General features: G+C 50.4%; 19 protein-coding genes. 6 read left to right on the top strand and 13 right to left on the bottom strand.

The genetic code is table 11. From position 1 onward, the window contains the following. The first annotated feature begins 163 nt into the window (after positions 1–163). From AC3WQT_RS10095 to AC3WQT_RS10120, 6 genes are all read left to right on the top strand, one after another. The gene (locus tag AC3WQT_RS10095; RefSeq protein WP_492703747.1) at positions 164–802 is read left to right on the top strand and encodes a PepSY-associated TM helix domain-containing protein; all 639 of its coding nucleotides are present in this window, start codon (positions 164–166) and stop codon (positions 800–802) included. A 61-nt stretch (positions 803–863) separates the two neighbouring features. Then, on the top strand, positions 864–1,382 hold the full coding sequence (locus AC3WQT_RS10100) for a DUF2271 domain-containing protein (protein WP_492703748.1): 519 nt from the start codon (positions 864–866) through the stop codon (positions 1,380–1,382). 53 nt (positions 1,383–1,435) lie between these two features. Then, complete coding sequence (locus AC3WQT_RS10105; RefSeq protein ID WP_492703749.1) at positions 1,436–2,245, top strand: DUF4198 domain-containing protein; 810 nt, start codon at positions 1,436–1,438, stop codon at positions 2,243–2,245. Between the two features lie 22 nt (positions 2,246–2,267). Continuing rightward, positions 2,268–3,284, top strand: coding sequence for an FAD:protein FMN transferase (locus AC3WQT_RS10110; RefSeq protein WP_492703750.1), 1,017 nt, complete (start codon positions 2,268–2,270; stop codon positions 3,282–3,284). Positions 3,285–3,313: 29 nt separating this feature from the next. After that, on the top strand, positions 3,314–4,789 hold the full coding sequence (locus AC3WQT_RS10115) for a sulfite reductase subunit alpha (RefSeq protein WP_492704144.1): 1,476 nt from the start codon (positions 3,314–3,316) through the stop codon (positions 4,787–4,789). A gap of 240 nt (positions 4,790–5,029) precedes the next feature. Beyond that, complete coding sequence (locus AC3WQT_RS10120) at positions 5,030–6,952, top strand: M64 family metallopeptidase (RefSeq protein WP_492703751.1); 1,923 nt, start codon at positions 5,030–5,032, stop codon at positions 6,950–6,952. A 59-nt stretch (positions 6,953–7,011) separates the two neighbouring features. Here the strand turns inward: AC3WQT_RS10120 and AC3WQT_RS10125 are convergent, their stop codons facing one another. From AC3WQT_RS10125 to icmF, 13 genes are all read right to left on the bottom strand, one after another. After that, positions 7,012–7,443, bottom strand: coding sequence for a nuclear transport factor 2 family protein (locus AC3WQT_RS10125; protein ID WP_492703752.1), 432 nt, complete (start codon positions 7,441–7,443; stop codon positions 7,012–7,014). A 6-nt stretch (positions 7,444–7,449) separates the two neighbouring features. Beyond that, positions 7,450–8,088, bottom strand: coding sequence for an SGNH/GDSL hydrolase family protein (locus AC3WQT_RS10130; protein ID WP_492703753.1), 639 nt, complete (start codon positions 8,086–8,088; stop codon positions 7,450–7,452). A 13-nt stretch (positions 8,089–8,101) separates the two neighbouring features. Beyond that, positions 8,102–8,443 carry a zinc ribbon domain-containing protein YjdM gene (locus AC3WQT_RS10135; RefSeq protein ID WP_492703754.1) on the bottom strand — a complete coding sequence of 114 codons (342 nt, stop codon included), beginning with the start codon at positions 8,441–8,443 and terminating at the stop codon, positions 8,102–8,104. A gap of 74 nt (positions 8,444–8,517) precedes the next feature. Beyond that, a complete protein-coding gene (locus AC3WQT_RS10140; protein WP_492703755.1) occupies positions 8,518–10,569 on the bottom strand; it encodes a PAS-domain containing protein in 2,052 nt (683 codons plus the stop codon). Positions 10,570–10,688: 119 nt separating this feature from the next. After that, entirely contained in the window at positions 10,689–12,323 is a 1,635-nt protein-coding gene (locus AC3WQT_RS10145) for a hypothetical protein (protein ID WP_492703756.1), read from the bottom strand. 8 nt (positions 12,324–12,331) lie between these two features. After that, entirely contained in the window at positions 12,332–12,784 is a 453-nt protein-coding gene (locus AC3WQT_RS10150) for a GNAT family N-acetyltransferase (RefSeq protein ID WP_492703757.1), read from the bottom strand. Then, positions 12,781–13,281, bottom strand: a complete 501-nt coding sequence (locus AC3WQT_RS10155; protein WP_492703758.1) for a DinB family protein — start codon at positions 13,279–13,281, stop codon at positions 12,781–12,783. The genes AC3WQT_RS10150 and AC3WQT_RS10155 overlap by 4 nt, the downstream gene beginning before the upstream one ends. Before the next feature lie 189 nt (positions 13,282–13,470). Continuing rightward, the gene (locus tag AC3WQT_RS10160) at positions 13,471–13,908 is read right to left on the bottom strand and encodes a hypothetical protein (RefSeq protein ID WP_492703759.1); all 438 of its coding nucleotides are present in this window, start codon (positions 13,906–13,908) and stop codon (positions 13,471–13,473) included. A gap of 157 nt (positions 13,909–14,065) precedes the next feature. Continuing rightward, positions 14,066–14,539, bottom strand: a complete 474-nt coding sequence (locus tag AC3WQT_RS10165) for a VOC family protein (protein WP_492703760.1) — start codon at positions 14,537–14,539, stop codon at positions 14,066–14,068. Positions 14,540–14,619: 80 nt separating this feature from the next. Further along, entirely contained in the window at positions 14,620–14,916 is a 297-nt protein-coding gene (locus AC3WQT_RS10170) for a cupin domain-containing protein (protein ID WP_492703761.1), read from the bottom strand. A gap of 15 nt (positions 14,917–14,931) precedes the next feature. Beyond that, positions 14,932–15,426: a nuclear transport factor 2 family protein gene (locus AC3WQT_RS10175; RefSeq protein WP_492703762.1), complete on the bottom strand. Its 495-nt coding sequence runs from the start codon at positions 15,424–15,426 to the stop codon at positions 14,932–14,934. Positions 15,427–15,493: 67 nt separating this feature from the next. Next, the gene (locus AC3WQT_RS10180; protein ID WP_492703763.1) at positions 15,494–15,733 is read right to left on the bottom strand and encodes a hypothetical protein; all 240 of its coding nucleotides are present in this window, start codon (positions 15,731–15,733) and stop codon (positions 15,494–15,496) included. 469 nt (positions 15,734–16,202) lie between these two features. After that, positions 16,203–19,481 (bottom strand): fused isobutyryl-CoA mutase/GTPase IcmF, encoded by a 3,279-nt coding sequence (gene icmF, locus AC3WQT_RS10185; protein WP_492703764.1) that lies wholly within the window; start codon positions 19,479–19,481, stop codon positions 16,203–16,205. Positions 19,482–19,665: the final 184 nt, after the last annotated feature.

The raw sequence follows: 19,665 nt of genomic DNA on the forward strand, positions 1-19,665 counted from the left end.
AAAGTTTATCACGTGCAGCTTTGCCGGACTTTATGAAAGACTTGCCAAATTGCTTACTAGCCTTTATTCAGGAAACAAAAATGTACAATTCGACCTGCTTTTTGAGCTTGACTCCATGTACAATTGAGAATAATTATCATTTAGAATAAACCGAAATAATTCCATGCAATCCGGTACGGACAATTTATCGCAACAACAAAGCAGGGCTTTCTGGTTGCGCCATTTACATCAATGGCATTGGATCAGCTCAGCACTTTGTCTGATCGCCATGATCCTGTTTGCTGCCACGGGTATCACCTTGAATCATTCGGCACAGATAGAAGCTCACCCTGTTGTCAGCAAAAAAGAAGGCAAGCTGCCGCTGGCTTTGTTGTCGCAATTGAATGCTTTGAAAAATACTGATGATGCCCCCATACCTGGCGACGTCAGCGACTGGCTGGCGCAGGACCTGGGTATCAAGCTGAGTGGTCAGGTACCAGAATGGTCGCCGGAAGAAGTGTATGTAGGCTTGCCGCGCCCTGGTGGTGATGCCTGGTTGCGCATTGCTTTGGACAATGGCGAGATTGAATATGAGCTGACCAGCCGTGGCTGGATTGCCTATTTCAATGACTTGCATAAAGGCCGCAATACCGGCACTGCCTGGAACTGGTTTATTGATGTCTTTGCCGTGGTCTGCCTGATTTTTTGTGTGACGGGCCTGTTCCTGCTGAAGATGCATGCAGGCAAGCGTCCGGGTACCTGGCCGGTGGTTGTATTTGGCCTGGTGCTGCCACTCTTACTCGCCCTGATGTTTATTCACTGATTATAAAAAATTTAAAAGATTTAAACCGTCCACTCTTTGTCCATAAAAAGGTTGTATATCCATGCGTAAATTGCTCCCGTTTGCCATCACCAGTTTGCTGGGTGTCCCGGCCATGAATGCTGTCGCGGCTGATCTGACCCTGAAAGTCGAAGTACCGCGCCTGAATGTGGCTGAATATCACAAGCCTTATGTTGCCATCTGGGTGGAAAAACCAGACCAGACATTTGCTGGCAACCTATCAGTCTGGTATGACTTGAAAAAACGCGACAATGAAGGCACAAAGTGGTTGAAGGACTTGCGCCAATGGTGGCGTCGCAGTGGTCGTGAATTGCAGATGCCGGTTGAAGGTGTCAGTGGTGCTACCCGTACAACAGGTGAACAAACCCTGAGTTTTGCAGGCGACAAAGGTGTGTTGGCCAAATTGCCAGCTGGTGAATATCAACTCATCGTAGAAGCTGCGCGCGAAGGTGGTGGTCGTGAAGTCGTCAAGGTACCATTCCAGTGGCAAGCCAAAGGTGAGCAAAGTCTGAAAGCACAGGGCACCAGTGAACTGGGCGCGATTGCTGTCACCATTAAATAATCGATACGCGAATAGACACGCTCATAGACATGTAAAAAGGCTCAAGAACCATCATGAAAAATTTTAAAAAAATCGCCCTCTTCTCAGCTCTGGCTTGCGCGGCTTTCACGGCTCAGGCGCACCGTGCATTTCTGGTGCCGTCTTCCACCATTGTCGCTGGCAATACGCCATGGGTAACCGTTGATGCAGCGGCTGCTACCGATGTCTTCGTTTTTGATCACAATGCCCTGAAACTGGATAACCTGTTTATCACAGCACCAGATGGCTCGGCATTAAAACCGGAAAACGCCAGCACAGGTAAATACCGCAGCAGCTTTGATGTCAAACTGAGCCAGATCGGCAGCTATAAAATCGGTATCCTGAATGAAGGCCTGTTCGCCAGCTACAAGGAAGAAGGCAAGGTAAAACGCTGGCGCGGTACGGCAGAAACATTTGCCAAGGAAGTGCCCGCCAATGCCGAAGAACTGCAAGTCACACAACGCAGTGGTCGCGTAGAAACTTTTGTCACCAATGGTAAACCCGGTGGCAAGGCCATGGATATTACTGGCAGTGGCCTGGAATTGAGCGGTGCCACTCACCCTAACGATCTGGTCGCTGGTGAAACAGCCCAGTTTCGCCTGACACTGGATGGCAAACCAGCAGCCAAAGTCAGTGTCACCCTGATTGCTGGTGGCTTGCGTTATCGTCAAAAACTGGATGAAAAAACTTTCGTCACTGATAGCGACGGCAAGTTCAGCGTGACCTGGGCAAATGCAGGCATGTACTGGATGGAAGCAGAAATCAAGGACGACAAACAAGTCAAAGCTCCAGCCAAATCCAGAGTTGCCAGTTATGTAGTAACGCTGGAAGTCTTGCCGCAATAATAGCTATTTATACTGTGTGAATATGCGTCGTGTTTTTATACCGCTGGATGTAGCGGCACCACAAATTCCGCCTGCCCATGCCATCAGCCATACACTCGGTGGCAACAGCATGGGCACCAGCTGGACTGTGCAACTGCTCTGCCTGCCGGCCCATGACGCGCACGAATTGCAGGCAGGTATAGAGGCTGAGCTGAACCAGGTCGTCATGCAAATGAGTACCTGGGATCCCTCCTCACATTTATGCGAGTTCAACCGTGCACCGGCGCATAGCTGGCAATCTTTGCCAGCAGAGTTTTTCAAGCTGGTTGACTACAGCCTCTATCTGTCACAACAGACAGGCGGAGCTTACGATATCACGACAGGCAAGCTGGTTGATCTGTGGGGTTTTGGCCCTACAGGCAAACGCGCAAACAAACCTACCGAAGCTGAGATCAACAGCACCCTGCAAGCGGGCAACTGGAAATCACTGGAGCTTGACCACCTGGAGCAACGCTTGCGCCAGAATGGCACGGGTACCAGCAACGTCGCTCTGGATTTGTCGTCGATTGCCAAAGGCTTTGCCCTGGATCAGATTGCCCGTTACCTTGATGCGCAAAAAATCACCAGCTACTTGATAGAACTGGGGGGAGAGCTGCGCGGACTGGGCATGAAAAAAGACCAGTCACCCTGGTGGGTCAGAATAGAAAACCCTGCAGACAATGGCGGCAAACTGGACAAGGAATATCTGGTCGCCCTGCACGGCTTGTCGATTGCGACATCAGGCGATTATCGCCAGTATTTTGAACAGGATGGCCACCGCTATGCGCATACCCTGGACCCGCGCACTGGCTACCCGGTAGACAATGATCTGGCATCTGTCACTGTATTGCATCCAGAATGCATGGTGGCTGATGCCATGGCAACTGCGCTGACGGTACTGGGTTGCTCTGCCGGGCTGGCATATGCCAATCAACATCAGATCGCTGCCTTGTTCCTGCAAAGAACAGCATCTGGCTTTGAAGAAAAAATGAGCCAGGCCCTCATTGCCATGCTGGATTAAGCAAGATGCGCCTGCCTTCTTTAAGCTGGATGAACCGTATCTGCCTGGCCCTGACGCTCTTGTGCCTGGCCAGTTTTTTTCTACCCTTGCCTGCACAAAGACAATCCAGCACTGCCCTCGTCGTCATAAGCTACCTGAGTTTTTGCCTGCAAACCATGCGCAGGCATAAAGACGAATTAGCTGCCCAGCACAAAGGTTTTAGTTCGGAACTGGACCAGAATAATGAGCAAAGCATACTGATCGCTTATGCCAGTCAAACAGGTTTTGCGGAACAGATCGCCCTTAAAACTGCGCAACATTTGCAAGATGCCGGAATGACAGTTGCTATCAGCAGCATGGCCAGCATCAAGCTGGAAACCCTGAGCAAGAGCAGCCGCATGCTGTTCATCGTCAGCACTACCGGTGAAGGCGATGCCCCAGACAATGCAGCAGCCTTCACCCGCCTGGTAATGAGCCAGAAAATCGATTTATCACATTTGCATTTTGCCGTACTGGCACTGGGTGACAGGCATTATCAGCAATTCTGCGCCTTTGCCCACAGAGTGGATCTTTGGCTCAAGCATCAGCAGGCGCATAGTCTGTTTGACATGATAGAAGTCGATAACGGCGATGAAGGTGCGCTACGTCATTGGCAACATTATCTGGGCCTGCTCAGTGGTCACACCGAGATGGCAGACTGGAGCAAACCTGGTTACCAGGAGTGGATATTGACAGAAAGAGAATTGCTTAACCCCGGCAGCCTGGGTGGTCCTGCTTATCGCATCGCCTGTGTCCCGGCACAACATGCTGGCAGTGCTGATTATGCGTGGCAAGCTGGCGATATCGCCGAAATTGGCCCTGATTATCCCCCGGACACAAATCAGGTAAATAAGCAGATAAGTAATATGGCCGAACGCCCTGCCCTGCCACATCGAGAATATTCGATCTCGTCCTTGCCTGCCGATGGCAAACTGGAATTGCTGGTGCGCCAGATGCACAGACCCGATGGCAGCCTGGGCATAGGTTCTGGCTGGCTGACCGCTTATGCAAAAATCGGGCAACCCATCAAACTGCGCATACGCGAGAACCGCAACTTCCACGCGCCATCGCAAGACCATCCACTGATACTGATCGGTAACGGCACCGGACTGGCAGGTTTGCGTGCCCACATCAAAGCACGTACTGCGAATGGTCATTTACACAATTGGTTGTTTTTTGGCGAAAGAAATGAAGCACATGATTTTTTCCATCGCGAAGAAATCCTGGCTTGGAAAACAAATGGTGCGCTCAATAAAGTGAGCCTGTGCTTCTCGCGCGACCAGGCTGAGCGCCGCTATGTACAACATGCCTTGCAAGAGCAACAGGCTGATATCCGGCTGTGGGTAGAGCAAGGGGCTGCCATACTTGTCTGCGGCAGCCTGCAAGGCATGGCGGAAGATGTGCACCAGACCTTGAGTAATCTGCTGGGTCTGGATAAACTGGAACGCATGGCAGAGTTGGGGCTGTACAGACGGGATGTGTACTAAGCGCAGAACGCACTTTTCTGATCGTGCTGGGATCATCAGAAAATGAACCGTCAGTATCGCAATTCAATTTTGCAACACTTGTTGCAATTCCCTACATGAAATTCATGTCTTTTTTCATATACATTGTTGTACGATAGCGTTTGCCCGTTTTTGTTAATATATTTACGGGAATACTTTTGACACGGCAATGCTGGGCTACAGTGTTGCTAAAATCCGTACTTATAACAGGGCTTACCCATCATGGCAGACGTCACCACCATACTCAATAATGGCAGCAGTAAAAACCGCGTTGATATTGTCTTTGTCGCTGAAGGTTATACCGCCGCTGAGCGCGCCCAGTTTTTGGCAGATGCGCAAAAATTTCTCGACAATATGCTGGGTGATGCCAATGCCAAGCTGAATGCTCCATTTTCACCGTATAAAAACCTGTTTAATGCCAACGCCATTTTTGTCGCCTCTGCACAATCAGGTACGGACCAACCCAACAAGAATATCAGCGTCAATACCTATTTCGATGCTACCCAGCATGGTAGTGACGGACGTTTGCTGTATGGTGATTTTTCCAAGGTAAATACGGTTGTCAATGGCGCTGTCGCCAGCGACGCGCATGAACTGGTGATAGTGCTGGTCAATACCGCACTATACGGCGGGGCTGGTGGTTCCATCGCCTGGGCATCTGCCGGAAATATTTCTTCTGCTGAAGTGGTGTTGCATGAAATCGGCCACAGCTTTGCCGGCCTGCAGGATGAATATGTGGATACTTCCATCGCCAGTAATTATCCTGTGACTGATTCTGGCTTCCTGAATAGCCCGCATGTCACCGATTCGCTGAGCCGCATCCCCTGGTCTGCCTGGCTTGGTTATAAGGATGGTGATCTCGGCGTGGTCGGTACTTATGAAGGTGGCTATTACCGTAATACGGGTATTTGGCGCGCAACCCAGGATTCAAAAATGAATCACCTGGGTGTGGCTTTCAGTGCGCCTGAAAAAGAAGCCTTTGCGCTGAAATATTATGCCGCCATTGGTGACTATCTTGACCTGTATTCGAGCATACCCGGCATCTATCAACCATCGGTGCCCGACAGCAGCTTGCTGGCCTATACCTGGAAGATAGGCGGCAACACTGTCAATACCACAGACAAAGTCTATTTTGATGCCTATGGCTCCGGTGCCTACAAGTCAGGGGCCAGCCTGAGCCTGACGACCGTAGATAATACTGGTTATATACGCAAAAACCTCAGTACCACACAACAGACTGAATCCACGACACTGGACAAGACCATCATCAACGTCAGTGGTGCCAGCAGCAGCCTGAATGCCAATAACACTATTTACCAGTTTGATGGCAGCAATAATACGATAGGCCTGAGTGCGCCTCAATCTGTACGTTATGACTATATTGATGGTGGCGCAGGCACAGACACCTTGGTCATCAGTGCCAAACTGGGTACAGGTGGTGGCAGTTATTTTGTCTGGGAAATCGGCAACAACACCATGTTACTGGGTAACCAGAATGCGGCTTATTGGGCTGCCCACAGTGTAGAGAAAATACAGTTCACCGACTACATCGTGAATACCACAGTGTATGACAATGCGCATACCATCAAGACTGGGGAATTGAAGGCGCTGGAAGAATTGTATGTTGCCTATTTCAATCGCGTGCCAGATGCCGATGGCCTTGATTACTGGATCAATCAGTTCAAATCAGGCATGAGTTTCAAGCAGATAGGTGATGCATTTTTCCTGGCGGCAGCCCAGTTCCCGGCACAAACCGGTTATAGCGCCAGCCTCAGCAATACTGATTTCATCAATATCATTTATAAGAATGCCATGGGCAGGACCGATGGCGCTGATGCAGCCGGCATGAAATACTGGCTCAATGAACTTGATACCGGCATACAAAGCCGTGGTTCCATGGTCAGTGCCGTGCTCGCAGGCGCACGTGCTTTCACTGGCGATGCGACCTGGGGCTGGGTTGTCAATTTGCTGGACAACAAAATCAAGGTCGCCAACCAGTTTGCAGTGGAATGGGGTTTGAATTACCTGACACCAGAGGCATCCATCACGAATGGTATCGCAATTGCCTCTGCAGTCACGGCGACCGATATTTCAGCAGCGATTGCACTCGTGGGCATTTACGATGGTCAGATACAATTTGCCTGATGTGTAATTCACTTTACGCTTGCTAGCGCAACAAGAAAGCCACCTTTGGGGTGGCTTTCTTATTTGACGATACCGGCGTGTATCGCAGTCTGGCCATCGCTCCAGAATACTTTCTGGACGATGGCATTGATCAGCCATTGCCCACTGGGCTTGATCAAACCAAATTCATACAGACAATGGGTGTGCAGGGTCTGGCCCTCTGCATTCTTGCGAAAAATAACTGTAGAGACTTTTGCCCTGGCAGTATCACCTGTCAATTCTATTTCAGTATTGCCACTCAGATGATGGGTCTGCAAATCTTGCAAGGCGATGCGGCGTAATTCCGCGTAATGCTTATTACTCATCTGCTCGGGTGGGGTACCGCGCAAATCTGAATAATCAGTGTAAACAGATGCAGCCAGACAGCCGCATAAAGCATTCCAGTCTTTCAGGTCAAAACTATTGGCAAACCTGGCCAACAGGTTTTGAATGGCATGCAAGTCGGCGCTCATAAAAACTTACTTCAAGATCGAAGACACCACACCGACCAGTTCCCAGCCCAGTATCAGATGCTGGTCAGCATCCAGGTGCACGCCATCGTATTCGCTGGAGGTGACGACACTGCCTGCATCAAAGAAATGGCAGCCTGCAGCGGCGGCAACTTCTTTATAGGCGTCGGCCAGACCCGCACATTTTTCTTCACAACCAGTAAACTTGGGAGCAATCGTACCCTTTGGTATGCGTGGTGGTGGCGGTACAACGACGAGTATGGGCGGGATCTGCATACCAGGTTCTATCGGCGCCTGGCGTATGGTATTGATAATCACAGCCAATCCTTGTGAGGATAACCAGGCGTCATTCTGATGCATGGACTGAAAATCATTAATGCCCAGCATAACGATCACCAGTGACAAGGGTGTCAGGGTTTCTATGCGCTGCGCCAGACCTTGTGATCCATTGCGCCCCGGCTTGAAGGGATCTTCCCACACCGTGCGACGTCCATTCAGGCAATCTTCCACTACGCGCACATGCTGGTCAGCACTGTTGAGGCCGATCTCCAGTACACCTGGCCAGCGCTCTTCAAAGTTCAGACGTTTGCGTGTCGTCGGGATCAAGCCCCAGGACAAAGAATCACCATAGACCAGTATGTGCCGCATGCATTACTCCAGATTAGACTTTTTTCAGATAACAGGCTTTTAACATGAAATTGCCTGCGTCCATTTTACAATCGACTTCATGGTCGCCGCTGACCAGGCGTATGCTTTTGACTTTGCTACCCATTTTTAATGTGGTAGACGAACCTTTGACTTTCAGATCCTTGATGAGGACAACTGCATCGCCATCAGCCAGTACATTGCCGTTTGAATCCTTGACGATGCGCTCATCACTATCTTCCGCTGCCGATGTGGCTTGCATTGGCCATTCATGCGCACAATCGGCGCAGATATAGTTGTCGCCATCTGGGTAAGTATTTTCCATGGAGCAGACTGGGCAGGCGGGAAATTGGGACATGAAGGGCTTTCTTGATGCAAAAAGAAAGATAGTATAGCCGACCGCTCTTCTCAAACCGGTAATACCCGAGCGCATTAGTCAGCCGGACCAGCGGGATCAGCAGAGTCAGTATCATTGACAGTTGCGACAAGAGGGATTTGCATGACAAAACTGGTACCGGCACCTTCTTCACTCTCTATGCGAATATCGCCACCCAGCAAACTGGTGACGATGTTATAGACGATATTCATGCCCAGTCCGGTACCACCCTGACCCAGCTTGGTGGTAAAGAAGGGATCAAATACCCGGCCCAGATTTTCTGTGGGTATGCCCACACCATTGTCGTCGAAGCGCAGTTCTACCCTGTCTTGCCCCAGCATGGTGGCGCTGATCCAGATTTGTCCGTCGGGCTTGCCTTCAAAGGCATGCAGGATGGCATTATCGACCAGATTGCAAATAACCTGATCCAGCGGCCCCGGAAAACTATCCAGTTCTATTTGCTCTGGTATATCCATGTTGATACGCAGACCCGCCTGGCGTATCTTGGCCATCATGGTGGCAATCACATCATGGCAAACCTTGCCGAGATTAAAACGGCGGCGCTTGGAACTGGCCTGGTCGACAGCCACTTGCTTGAAGCTGACAACCAGATCAGCAGCATTGTTCAAGCCATGCTCTATCAACTCACTGGCATGTTGCGCCGCCTGCAAATAAGCCGTCAGATCCGAGCGGCGAATATTGCCGTCACTTACCTTCTGGGCAAATTCCTGGGTCTTGGCTTGCAGGGTACTGGCTGTCAACAAGCTGTTGCCGATGGGCGTATTGAGTTCATGCGCTACACCGGCCACCAGCGAACCCAGGGCTGCCAGTTTTTCACTGCGCATCAAATCATCCTGGGTATGGCGTAGCTCTGTAGTGCGCTCGGCGATATTCTGTTCCAGCAAACTATTGGCTTTCGACAAGGCCGTCTGCACTTTTTTGAGTTCAGTAATGTCGGTATAGGTGGTGACAAAACCTTGCAACTTGCCATTTTCATGGATGGGCTTGCCCTGCACCAGATGGGTATGGGCATTTGGGCGGGTGCGTTCAAACTCATGCGCCTGAAACTGTCTGGCCAGAGTCAGGCGGGTGCTGATAAGTTCTTCAATATCACCTTCCCCATACTCACCACGTTCGGCCATGATGCGCAATAAGTCTTCAAATGGCACCCCATGGTAAATCGCATCGGGGTGATAATCGAGCACATCAAGAAAACCCTGGTTCCACAAATACAGTTTCAACTGATCATCGAACACACTTAGACCCTGGGGCATATGTGCCAGCACGGCTTTCAGAAACAGGGATTGCTTGCGGAATTCAATTTCTATACGGCGTTTGGCTGTCACATCCATGCAAGTGGTAACAAAGCCACCACCTTCTACCGGCACGCCACGCACTTCTATAATGCTGCCATCAGAACGCAGGCGTTCATAAGAATAAGGGACATCGCTTTGTATGATGGCCATGAGCTTGGCCAGTTTTTCTTCATCGCTGGCGCTGCTGAACTCACCATATTCACCACGTTTGATATTCGCTTCAAACACTTCACGCGCCAAGGGTGGCTGTCCCTGAAACAGGGCTGTTGGCAAATCCAGCATACGCAACAACTCACCGTTCCAGGCCACGACCCTGAGATTTTCATCGATCAGTGAAACACCACCAGGAAAATTTTCCAGTAAAACGCGGAGTTTTTCATTTTTCTTGCGCGTAGCCAGTTCTGCCTGCTTACGCTCTGAAATATCACGTACCACGGCAACGATGCATAGTCGACCATTATCTTCCAGGAGATTCAACGCTACTTCAGAAGTGAACAGGCTACCATCTGCCCTGCGGGAAGCCCATTCAAAATGTTGGGGCTGACCAGATTTGGTCAGTTCTATATAGCTGTTGGCAGCAGTAAGGGAATCACGCCCGTCAAACTGAGTGGCGGCAGACAGATGCACAGGCGAGCTGGACAACAATTGCTCTCTTGATAAGCCAAACATTCTTTCCGCACTGGGATTGCAATCAATGAAATGCTCTCCCTCTAACACAAGCAAGGCATCCTGAGCCTGTTCTACCATGGCGCGGTATAGGGCAACTCTGGATACTTCAACTTTGCCTGGCATGGGCTTTCCTGAATGAGCTACGGGATGGTGTCGAAAGTAAATACAGCTTACATTTTCAGTATTCCTCAAACCTGCACAGACTACAAGCGGCAAATCTGGCGAGGTACAAATTTATACAATCAGCGGTCCAGGCTAGCTAATAGTTTCTTCATATCAACTGCATAAAATTGCTCAACAGGCTGATATGCCTGCTTGCAGGGCAGGTCCAGTTGCAAGCCAGAGTCCATGGTCAATCTTACCTGCGACCGCAGCCTGCAAGCAGCTATGGTGGCAGCCAAGGTGTCAGAATGATTATATAAAGGCAAATTTTCAGACTTGATGATATTCATGCCACCACGCAGTGTCTTGCAACCCTTGACTTCATCCACGCTGATTTTGTCCGCTTGTGGAAACATGCTGGCGCTGCCGCAATCCGCTCTCATCAATTCCTGCATGGCTTGATTGATCATGGCATTCTTTTGTTGCTGGCTGGCGACGACTGGATGTGCTAGCCCCGTTTGACGGAAAAAATCTACCCAGACAGCCTGCATGCTTTCCTGCTTGCCGAGCAGTCGGGGCAACCATGTACTTTTGCAGTCATGTTCATCGCCACATTCAAGGGCTTGGGCAAAATCTGGCCTTGGTGCCTGCGCCGGTACCTGCCTGAGTTCCTCATAAAAACCATCAAAACGCTCAAATGGTCCTGCCTTGCCCTGCCTGGCTGCCAATCCGTATACATAGACTGCCAGACCACAGCGATAATCAAGCAGCCCGCCACGTATCTCATTTGCTGTCAAATTGCCCCAACTGGACTGACGCACATGCAGCAGACAATCGCCGAGAGCCATGTTCAAGTCTTCAGCTGCCTGCTCATGGTTCAGCCATCCTTTGCGTACAGCCATCAGCCAGCGCAAGAATTCGCCACCACCCTCATGGATCAGGCGTGCATCGGCATAGGCATCAGTCGCATCACGCATTTGAAAACGATGACTAAATTCATGCGACACAAACAAGGTCATCATGCGTTCTGTCTCCGCATCCGGCTGCAAGGGCCAATTGACAAAAGCCAGACGCATGACGTCGGCAGCGTCGCCATCTGGCCTGAGGCCACCAGGACCTGCAACCCTGGAGACCGCAACGATGGGCATCTCGAATTTTGCTTTTGGCAAAGCCTGGCGCAAAAAAGTGACGCTTTCGTCACCCGTTTTGCGTATATTGCTGATATTGGCTTCCCCCATTGCGGCGTCAAAATAGCCAATAAAATTACCTACCACCTTTAATTGCTTTGGCAATAATAAGGCAGCCATATCACCACCGTTTCCATCAGCGGGCCTGGCATTGTCTGCAAATAACCGAGCATTCATGGCAATACCAGGTGCACTAAAACTGTAGTTCACTTTGCCGCAACTTTCATCCACGGCAAAATTGCTGGTATGAACGTAGATCGCGTCACCCACGGGAAAAGCTGCGGGATAACCCCGCACTTTATTCGCACTGACAGGTACCTGGAAACGTAATTGCGTACACGCTGCCTGCTGACTGCTCGCTTGCTCACCATCCGCCTTGCTGCAAGTATCAAGTGGCTGCCAGCTACTACGTATTTTTGCTGCATCACTGCCATGCTTTTTAAAAACCAGTTGAGCGCATGCCGGTGGTAACTGATAACTCACTTCGAGTGCCTGTGGATGCAGAAATTTGATATTGACGTCAACATCTGCGCAAGCACAACCAGATACTGCCAACAAGCAGGTCGCAAGTATTTTTTTATATTTCATAGGGATAATTATTCAGTGGAATTATTTTCCTGAAGTGGCCCAGTATGTTCCAACAGATAATAAACCCCATCTTCACCTTGCCCCTGTTCGATTTGATGCCATCCCAGATGCTGATAAAATTTCAGGGCAGCATGGTTTTGTGCCACGCATTTCAATTGCCAGGGGAAAGGCAAATAAGTTTGCAGATGCTGCAACAGAGCCCTGCCCAGACCCTGCGTTTGCGCTTGAGGATCTACATACAAGTGATGGATATAGGCATCACCTTCCTGCACTGCAAGAACGGCCAATATATGATCCATTGCATCCACTGCGACCCACACTGTTTCGCCATGAGTAACATCAGCAAAACCGGGAATGGTTTCTACAGCACGCTGCTGCCATGCAGCTTCAACCAGGCATTTCTGGTAAATTGCCTGCAGGGCGCTGGCATCCGAATCACTGGCTCTGCGTATGGTAGTCAAGACTGAGCAGCCGTTTGCTGGCTCAGGAATACGGTCAAAGTATCTTTCGGTAGCTGCTTGCCTATCTGGAACAAGATACGGCCAACCGCACCCCGGTGATAATTTCCATGGGTGGCTACATGCAATAACATCTCACCACGGGACATGCAGCCAGGTGTACCATCCACAAAAGTAAAGCGTATGTCATCTGCGAACCTGGTTTCTTGCTGGGCAGCGACATAGTCCATGTACCACTGATCCACTTCTTGCACGCCTCGCTGCAAATCGGCCAGCGTGGGTGTTTCTTTGGTGTTCAGCGCAGTAAAGCCATGTTGCTGGCTTTGCAGGTTGGCGACGAAAATCTGGTCAACTACATAGATATGATTGAGGATGCGTATCGCATCATGCAATTCACGCGCATGCTCGTCTGGCGAGACGCTGGCTGCCAGCTGATACAAGTCGGCATTGGCCCAGGCCTTGTATTCAAACAAAGTCAGTAAAAGTTTTCTGGTATGCATACAATTCCGCTAAAACACACAATAAATTCATACGTCGGCAATGGTCTGCAAAGTAGCCTGCAGCAAATTGCATTTTCACACATATTTTAGCGAGTAATACACTTACGCGTCGGGATACTGGAATCGATAGTGAGCGGGCAAAAAAAAGCCTGTCATCAGAACAGGCATTTGTGTCATAGCGCAGACAATTTATTTTGCAGCTTCTGTCGAGGCAGTCAGCAAATGCAGGGGCCGCACCTCTTGAGATTTTGACTTTACCTCACTAATGGAAATTGTTCTGCCATCCAAAAACACTTGATAAGACGAAGCAGATCCGCCCGAATTTTGCCTTAGCGACATACGTGTCTTGCCATTGAGCTGGTAATCCACGCCAGAGCCACCGTGTACTGCGCGGTATTTGATCGTCTTGCCATCGATACCGGCATTAAATGCTGCGGCACCCTTCATCTTCAGCAAGATATCATACAAACCCTCTGCATTTCTGCCAGCAAATTGCGCCATCTCCACTTCCACATCCTCACCTTCCAGGTACTTACCATAAGGATTCACGACGATGGTCTCAGCCATGGCAAACCCCGTCACGGCGAACAAAAAAAACGCAGCAATCAATGGCTTTGGTAGTTTCAATTTTATTTACCTTTGGATGTAAGTGACTTATAGACTGGCAATCAGCGATTCATAGCAATTCATATACGCTGAATTTTGGGTCTGGCAATCTTACATAAATAAAATCAAAACTTGGATATAGGCAGAAATATTTACAAAATTTACATTTTTTACAAACTCATCCCCTATAGGCTTTGTCAAGGTCAGCAATGATAATTTTCTTCATCTGGAACATAGCCATCATGACCCTTTGCGCCTTGGCCGGGTCAGCGTCATTGAGATAATTGATCAAGGCTTGTGGCACGACTTGCCAGGAGAGACCGTACTTGTCCGTCAGCCAGGCACACTGGCTTTCTTTGCCGCCGCCCGCCAATAATTTGTCCCAGTAATAATCTACTTCTTCCTGCGACTCGCAATCGATGACAAAAGAAATCGCCGGAGTGAAGCTGTAATGCGGGCCGCCATTGAGTGCCACAAATTCCTGCCCGGCCATGGTGAACTTGATGGTCAGCACCGTCCCCTTGGGCAGGGGTGCGCCTTCACCATAGTGGGCAATGCTGAGAATTTTTGCATCCTTGAAGATGTCGAGATAAAACTGTACGGCTTCTTCAGCCTGATGATCAAACCAGAGGAAAGGGGTGATTTTTTGCATGATGCTGTCTCCGTATTAAATATAGATTCAAGATGAAGTACACGATCTGCTGCTAAAACTTATTCCAATATTCTTGCAATTCACTGATCAATGATAACCAGGGTACCCCTGCTGCCAGCCGCAACCGCGTGCGGAGTATGCGCAGGCACCAGATACAGCTCACCCGCTTTGACAGCGACAATCTCGCCGTGAATGTCGAGATTCATTTGCCCATCCAGCACCAGCAGCGCTTCCGTGAAGTCGTGGGTTTCGTCAGGATAGTCACATTCATCCATGCGCAAGACTTTGACTTGCGCACCACCAGCCTTGCCCAAGATGGCAGACCGCCACGCACTTGGCAAAGATGCCGCTTCTGAAATCAAATTTTTATGCAACATCTGTCTGCAAACCTTTCAATGACTGTCTTTTAAAGCCGGGTCCCAGTGTTCTGCAATCTTCCCGTTTTCTATGCGGAACATGTCAAACCAGGTTGTCGTGTATTTCTTGCTGGCATCTTTGGGATCTGGCACAGTACTGACAAAGCTCAAAATCACTTTATCGCCCTCGGCAGTAATCGCCACCAGCGGCGCCTTGACCCTGGCCTGTATGTCTTTGGGTTTGACGAATTTGCTGAAGAGTTCGACAAAAGCCGCACGCCCTGTCCCTACTCCTGGGTTGTGCTGCATATAGGACTCGGCCAGATATTTGTCTGCCAGCTCCATATGCCCGCCTTCAAACACTTCCCGCCAAAAGTCATACACCAGCCGCTTGTTCGCAGCCAGCCGCGCATCCACACTGGCCAGCATGGCCTCATGATCAGGATTGGCCTGCACAGGCAATTGCGCATGAGCAAGCAAAGGCAGACTAAGACAGGAAACCAAGGCAAGACGACGAAAAGAAATCAACATGAAGCGCTCCTATTGGAAAAACATATTTTGCTTACCAGCCTGCAGCCAAGTGCCCCACAAAGCAACGCTACTTGCCCGCATCACCCTTCGCAGGCTTGGCAGCAGCTCCACCCGTTTGGACCTCAACAATCGCCCTTTGTTCATCCGCCTTCTGCTGCATCAACTGCGCCGCCGCTTTCGCCTTGTCCAGCTGCGCTTTTTGTTCGGAAAGAATATTGGCCGAAGCGCTGGGTTCAACCTTGGGTTCTGGTGGTTTGTTACAAGCAGCGAGAATAGAGATACAAGCTAAAACGAGAATGGTACGCATGGAATACTCCTGAAAGCTGCAGCACCGCAGCCATGACCAAATTGAATGTAGATAGGTATTCTAGCAATAAATAGTGCACAGCGAAAAAACAAAAAACCCGAAGAGTTTTCGGGCTTTGTTGAGTCAAAAAATTTTCATCCCCAATACATGCAGATTCATTCGCCTTTCAGTGCCTTACAAAGGCGCGCGCAGCGCCGCCAGCAAACCGTATCCGTGGCACGCTGAGAAATTCATTCAGCGGGATGCAGTACAAGGCCAACGTTAACCCTTGCACAACAATACGTCGGTATTGCGCGCATTTGCAACGCAGTAATGCGCCCGCTAATTGGTGCCCGGATTCCCCCCGTCAGGGAGCTTCGAAAAACCTTTTCATCGGGATGCAGAGCAAGGCGTAAAGCACAGCAATACGTAGGTATTGCGAGCATTTACAACGCAGCTATGCGCCCGATTAAAAGGTTTTTGAAGCTTCCTACATGTTGCGTCGGTATTGTCCCCCGACCTCAAACAGCGCAGTCGTAATCTGCCCCAGCGAACAAACCCGCGCCGCATCCATCAACCTTGCAAACACATTCTCATTATTGATCGCCGCCTGCTGCAAAGCCGCCAGCGCCTTCGGTGCCACGTCCGCATGACGGCTATGGAAATCTGCCAGGCGCTGCAACTGCGATTGCTTTTCTTCTTCCGTTGAACGCGCCAGTTCTATCTTTTGCGGCGTGTCATTGGCTTTTGGATTGCGGAAAGTATTTACACCAATGATGGGCAAAGTGCCGTCATGTTTCAGGTGTTCATAGTGCATGGATTCTTCCTGTATCTTGCCGCGCTGATAACCGGTTTCCATTGCGCCCAGTACACCACCGCGTTCAGCAATGCGTTCAAACTCTTGCATGACGGCTTCTTCTACCATGTCAGTCAGTTCTTCGATGATGAAGCTGCCCTGGATAGGGTTTTCATTTTTCGCCAGACCCCATTCACGGTTGATGATGAGCTGGATAGCCAAAGCACGGCGTACAGATTCATCCGTAGGCGTGGTGATTGCCTCATCATAGGCATTGGTGTGCAGGCTGTTGCAGTTGTCGTAGATCGCAATCAGGGCTTGCAGCGTGGTGCGGATGTCATTGAAGTCGATCTCTTGTGCATGCAGGGAACGGCCACTGGTCTGGATATGGTATTTCAGTTTCTGGCTGCGGTCATTCGCACCATATTTGTCACGCATTGCCACTGCCCAGATACGACGGGCAACACGGCCCAGCACGGTGTATTCAGGGTCCATGCCATTGCTGAAGAAGAAGGACAGGTTGGCCGCAAAATCATCAATGTGCATGCCACGTGCCAAATAGGCTTCGACAAAGGTGAAGCCATTCGACAGTGTGAACGCCAGTTGAGAAATCGGGTTCGCACCTGCTTCGGCAATATGGTAACCGGAGATGGAAACAGAGTAAAAATTGCGCACCTGGTGATGGACGAAATATTCCTGGATATCGCCCATGACCTTCAGTGAGAATTCTGTCGAGAAGATACAAGTGTTCTGACCCTGGTCTTCTTTCAGGATATCTGCCTGCACCGTGCCGCGGACATTTTGCAATACCCAGGCGCGTATTTTTGCTGACTCATCAGCAGTCGGTTCGCGCTTGTTATCGACGCGGAATTTTTCCATCTGCTGGTCGATGGCAGTATTCATGAAGAAGGCCAGTATCGTCGGTGCCGGACCATTGATAGTCATGGATACCGATGTGGCCGGGTCGCACAGGTCAAAGCCGTCATACAAGACCTTCATGTCTTCCAGTGTCGCGACTGACACGCCAGAATTGCCGACCTTGCCGTAGATATCAGGACGTATGGCCGGGTCTGCACCGTACAGTGTCACAGAGTCAAAAGCAGTCGACAGGCGTTTCGCATCCATGCCTTGCGACACCAGCTTGAAACGGCGGTTGGTGCGGAAAGGATCACCCTCACCGGCAAACATACGGGTAGGGTCTTCACCTTCACGTTTGAAGGCGAACACACCGGCGGTAAAGGGGAAAGAACCAGGCACATTTTCCAGCAGCAGCCAGCGCAGGATTTCACCGTGATCGACAAAGCGTGGCAAAGCCACCTTGCGTATCTTGGTGCCAGAGAGCGATTGCTGTACCAGGCGGGTGCGGATTTCCTTGTCGCGGATCTTGACGACATATTCATCACCAGCGTAGGCAGCCTGCATGTCTGGCCACATGCTGATGAGTTTTTTTGATTCACCATCGAGACGGTTTTCACGCTCAGTAATCAGGTCATCAAAATCGGCAGACTTGCCTGCCACTGACAGCATGCGCTTGCTTTCTTGCAGTTGCTGGCGCTCACGGGCAATCAAGACCTGCTTGCCGGTATTCTTGTGATAGGCACGTACTGTATCTGCAATCTCGGCCAGGTAACGGCTGCGTGCCGGTGGCACGATGACATTCTTGGCGCTGGAATATTTGACATTGATGGCAGCCAGCTTGCTGGGCTTGGCCAGCAAACCACGTTGCACCAGCGCTGGCAAGATGCCTTGATACAGAGCAGTAACACCATCATCATTGAAGCGTGAAGCTTGCGTGCCATAGACTGGCATTTCATCCGGCTTTTGCGTCCACAATTCGCGATTACGCTGGTATTGTTTGGCGACATCGCGCAGGGCGTCCTGTGCGCCTTTGCGGTCAAATTTATTGATAGCGACAAAATCGGCAAAGTCCAGCATGTCGATTTTTTCCAGTTGTGACGCCGCACCAAATTCTGGCGTCATGACATACATGGACACATCAACATGCGGCACGATCGCCGCGTCGCCCTGACCTATACCGGAAGTCTCGACGATGACCAGATCAAAACCGGCGACCTTGCAGGCCGCAATCACATCTGGCAGGGCTTGTGAAATCTCTGAACCTGCTTCACGGGTTGCCAGTGAGCGCATGAAAACCTTGAGCTTGCCCTTCCAGGGATTAATCGCATTCATGCGTATACGGTCACCCAGCAAGGCACCGCCAGATTTGCGGCGTGACGGGTCTATGGAAATCAGGGCGATGTTCAGGTGATCATCCTGGTCCAGCCGTATGCGGCGTATCAGTTCATCCGTCAGCGAAGATTTACCGGCACCACCGGTACCCGTGATACCCAGGGTTGGTGTCTTGCTGGCTTTTGCCGCATCCATCAATTGGGTGCGCAATTCTGGCGCGACCTTGTCGTTTTCCAGCGCGGTAATCAATTGTGCCAGCGGGCGGTGTTTGTCGGCGATATCGCCTTGCTGCAATACTGCCAGTGTAGTTGGCGCATAGCCAGAGAGGTCACTGTCACAAGCCTGTATCATCGACAAGATCATGCCCACCAGGCCCATGCGCTGGCCATCTTCAGGGCTGAAAATGCGGGTCACGCCATAGGCATGCAGGTCGGCTATTTCTTCTGGCACGATGACACCACCACCACCGCCAAACACCTTGATATGCGCACCGCCGCGTTGCTTGAGCAGGTCTATCATGTATTTGAAGTATTCAACATGGCCACCCTGGTAACTGGAAATGGCGATGCCCTGGGCATCTTCCTGCAGGGCAGCAGTGACGATTTCTTCTACCGAGCGGTTATGACCCAGATGGATCACTTCTGCACCATTCGCCATCAAGATGCGGCGCATGATATTGATCGAGGCATCATGGCCATCGAACAGGGAAGCAGCGGTAACAAAGCGCACTTTGTTGGCAGGTTTGTATTCAGTCAGGTTCTGGGCAACGGACAGGTCAGTCATGTCTTCCTCATCGGTCTTGTTTTATCACAATGATCATTGCTCTTTAGTAACAATCACTGCGTTTGGGTTAAGCTAAGTTATATGACGTTAACGTAAACGTCAACATGAATATGTAAAACAGCAATCTCAGGCCGGGCGAGGCTTACAACAATAAAATGTCTGGAAAGCTTCATGGATACTGGAT

It is taken from the genome of Undibacterium sp. FW305-107, assembly GCF_058788535.1.

Bases quoted from the DNA above. Each gene is read 5' to 3' on its own strand.
- AC3WQT_RS10095 (WP_492703747.1), top strand. From the start codon at position 164: ATGCAATCCGGTACGGACAATTTATCGCAACAACAAAGCAGGGCTTTC.
- AC3WQT_RS10100 (WP_492703748.1), top strand. From the start codon at position 864: ATGCGTAAATTGCTCCCGTTTGCCATCACCAGTTTGCTGGGTGTCCCG.
- AC3WQT_RS10105 (WP_492703749.1), top strand. From the start codon at position 1,436: ATGAAAAATTTTAAAAAAATCGCCCTCTTCTCAGCTCTGGCTTGCGCG.
- AC3WQT_RS10110 (WP_492703750.1), top strand. From the start codon at position 2,268: ATGCGTCGTGTTTTTATACCGCTGGATGTAGCGGCACCACAAATTCCG.
- AC3WQT_RS10115 (WP_492704144.1), top strand. From the start codon at position 3,314: ATGAACCGTATCTGCCTGGCCCTGACGCTCTTGTGCCTGGCCAGTTTT.
- AC3WQT_RS10120 (WP_492703751.1), top strand. From the start codon at position 5,030: ATGGCAGACGTCACCACCATACTCAATAATGGCAGCAGTAAAAACCGC.
- AC3WQT_RS10125 (WP_492703752.1), bottom strand. From the start codon at position 7,443: ATGAGCGCCGACTTGCATGCCATTCAAAACCTGTTGGCCAGGTTTGCC.
- AC3WQT_RS10130 (WP_492703753.1), bottom strand. From the start codon at position 8,088: ATGCGGCACATACTGGTCTATGGTGATTCTTTGTCCTGGGGCTTGATC.
- AC3WQT_RS10135 (WP_492703754.1), bottom strand. From the start codon at position 8,443: ATGTCCCAATTTCCCGCCTGCCCAGTCTGCTCCATGGAAAATACTTAC.
- AC3WQT_RS10140 (WP_492703755.1), bottom strand. From the start codon at position 10,569: ATGCCAGGCAAAGTTGAAGTATCCAGAGTTGCCCTATACCGCGCCATG.
- AC3WQT_RS10145 (WP_492703756.1), bottom strand. From the start codon at position 12,323: ATGAAATATAAAAAAATACTTGCGACCTGCTTGTTGGCAGTATCTGGT.
- AC3WQT_RS10155 (WP_492703758.1), bottom strand. From the start codon at position 13,281: ATGCATACCAGAAAACTTTTACTGACTTTGTTTGAATACAAGGCCTGG.
- AC3WQT_RS10165 (WP_492703760.1), bottom strand. From the start codon at position 14,539: ATGCAAAAAATCACCCCTTTCCTCTGGTTTGATCATCAGGCTGAAGAA.
- AC3WQT_RS10170 (WP_492703761.1), bottom strand. From the start codon at position 14,916: ATGTTGCATAAAAATTTGATTTCAGAAGCGGCATCTTTGCCAAGTGCG.
- AC3WQT_RS10175 (WP_492703762.1), bottom strand. From the start codon at position 15,426: ATGTTGATTTCTTTTCGTCGTCTTGCCTTGGTTTCCTGTCTTAGTCTG.
- AC3WQT_RS10180 (WP_492703763.1), bottom strand. From the start codon at position 15,733: ATGCGTACCATTCTCGTTTTAGCTTGTATCTCTATTCTCGCTGCTTGT.
- icmF (WP_492703764.1), bottom strand. From the start codon at position 19,481: ATGACTGACCTGTCCGTTGCCCAGAACCTGACTGAATACAAACCTGCC.